Source organism: Frankia sp. CgMI4 (genome assembly GCF_001756285.1).
GTDB classification, from domain to species: domain Bacteria; phylum Actinomycetota; class Actinomycetes; order Frankiales; family Frankiaceae; genus Frankia; species Frankia casuarinae.
On sequence record NZ_MAQZ01000020.1, the window covers coordinates 1 to 2,367 of the forward strand.

Annotated in this window: 1 protein-coding gene; it reads left to right on the plus strand. The window is 70.1% G+C overall.

The window, feature by feature from the left end; genetic code table 11:
- The coding region (locus tag Manayef4_RS02575; protein WP_217494084.1) for a transposase at positions 1-1,733 on the plus strand (1,733 nt) is incomplete at its 5' end.
- Positions 1,734-2,367: the final 634 nt, after the last annotated feature.

Below are 2,367 nucleotides of genomic sequence, written 5' to 3' on the forward strand. Positions count from 1 at the left end.
TCCGTGGTGTGCCCACACCGGACGGCCCTTCCCACGACAGGCCAGCGCCCGCCGCGTCGGCGGCTGTGCCGTGGCTGGTCTGGGTGCTGGTTGCCCGTCTGGCGGAGGAGAACACGGCGTTGCGGGCCGAGAACGAGCGGCTGGTCGCGGTGAACGAGAAGCTCGCCGCGGTCAACGAGGACCTCGCGGCCCGGCTCGACCGGCTGGAGCACCTGATGTCGCGGAACAGCGGCAACTCCTCGTTCCCGTCGTCGAAGGACGACCAGCCCGGGAGGCCCGCGCCGGCCCCGAGGAAGACCCGTACCGGCGGTGGGCAGCAGCGTCGGCGTGGGGGGCARCCCGGCGCGTCGGGCACGCACCTGGCCCGGGTCGAGGACCCCGACGAGCAGGTCGACCGGTTCCCGGAGGGCCGGTGTGGGTGCGGGAACGACCTGGCCACGGCCCTGGGACGGGGCACGGCCCGGGACCTCGGCGTCGTGGACTCCTACCAGCAGGTCGAGATCCCGCTGGTCAYGGCCCGGGTGACCCAGTACGACCGGCACGTGCTGGCATGCGCCTGCGGGAAGGTCCACCAGGCCAMCCGCCCGGACGGCGCTCACCGCGGGCCGATCGGCTACGGGCCGAACCTGCGGGCCTGGTGYGTCTACCTGATGGTCGTCCACCACCTGCCGGTCGGACGATGCGTGGACCTGCTGGCCTCGCTGACCGGCGCCGCGCCGTCGACCGGGTTCGTGCATGGCCTGCTGAGCGCCGTCGCGGCCGCGCTCACGGCGGCGCACCAGCGGATCCGGGCGCTGATCACCCTGTGCGCGGTCGTCGTGATGGACGAGACCCCGATCAGGGTCGGCCCGCGGCTGCCACGGCCCGGCCGCAAGGACGCCAGGCGCCACCTGCTGGTCGCCTGCACCGAGCTGTACACCCACTTCCTGCTCGGCGACCGCGACCTGGCGACGTTTCAGGCCTCTGTGCTCGGCGAGCTCGCCGCCGCCGGCGCGACCGTCGTCCACGACCGCTACCACCTCTACGACCACGGCTTCTTCAACCCCACCGTCGGTGACCCGCTCACCGACGGGACCGGCGACGACGGCGCGCACGATCCCGACGCCCCGGCCTTCCTCGGCTTGGTCCACCAGCYCTGCGCCCAGCACCTCCTCAGGGACCTGACCGCCGCAGCCGAGACCTACCCCGACCAGCACTGGCCCGCGCAGACCGCCGACGCGCTGCGCGGTCTGATCCACCACACGAACCTCACCCGCCACGCCGCCGACCTCGCCGCCGGCCGCGTCGCGTGCCACAACCCGGCGCACTGCCGCTACTGCACACCCCCGGCCCGACCGGCGCCGACCAGCGTCGAGGACCTGCTTGCCCTGTTCCGCGACGGCATGAAGGTCGGGATGTCCGCCACGACCTCGCACGGCACCCGCCCCGGCGAGCGCCCCGCCCGCCTGCTCGTGGAGTTCCTCAGCACCCGGCAGGCCGACGTGCTGCGGTTCCTCACCGACCCGGCCATCCCGGCGACCTCGAACGACGCCGAACGCGAACTACGCCCCGCGAAGCTGCAGCAGAACATCTCCGGGCGGCTGACCAGCGACACGGTCACCCAGGACCGGTACACGATCCTCGGCTACCTGCGCACCGCCGCGAAGCACGGCCGCGACGTCATGACGACCCTGCGCGAGGTCGTCACCGGCCGGGSCTGGATCCCCGACTGGCCGCCCGCCACCCCGGCCTGAAACACAACCCCCACCCGACAACACCACCGACCGGAGGCGCACCCGCGCCGACCGGCATCACGTCATGCCATCAAACGACACCCACGCGGCCCGGGCTGAATGTTTGCCCGCTAGGTCTTGGTCGTTGCGCGCCAGAGCCACGAGCGGAGCCGCGCCTACATCAGTGCTMGCGATTCGTGTGAGTGCCTTCGCTGCCGCTACTCGGACGTTCGGGTCTGAGGATTCAAGAAGCTCCTCGGCAGTTGCTGATCTGTCCTCCGAATGACCGATTGTGAGCGCTGCTGCTCTGCCTCGTCTGCTGGGACTAAGCGCCGTCATGGCTTTGCGGACTTCCAGGCCGACACGTCGATCCCTGTCAACTCGTAGAATCGAAAATGCCACCTCCGACAGTGAGCCATTTCAAAGTTGGTTTTCCTAAAGGCCCTCGGTGGCGAGGACGAGGGCGRCCTGGGCGAAGGTGCCGACGCGGCGTGGGCAGCCACCTCGACTTTCGCGGTTTTCTTGATCTCCAATTTTATGGTTGACGTCGCGTGAGACGTGTTCTGTGCGTGTTTGGTGTGCTGGTTCGTGGTGGGGTGTTTGAGCTGGTTTGCGGTCTCGGGTCGATGTCTGTTTTGTCTGGTTCCCGGGCTGT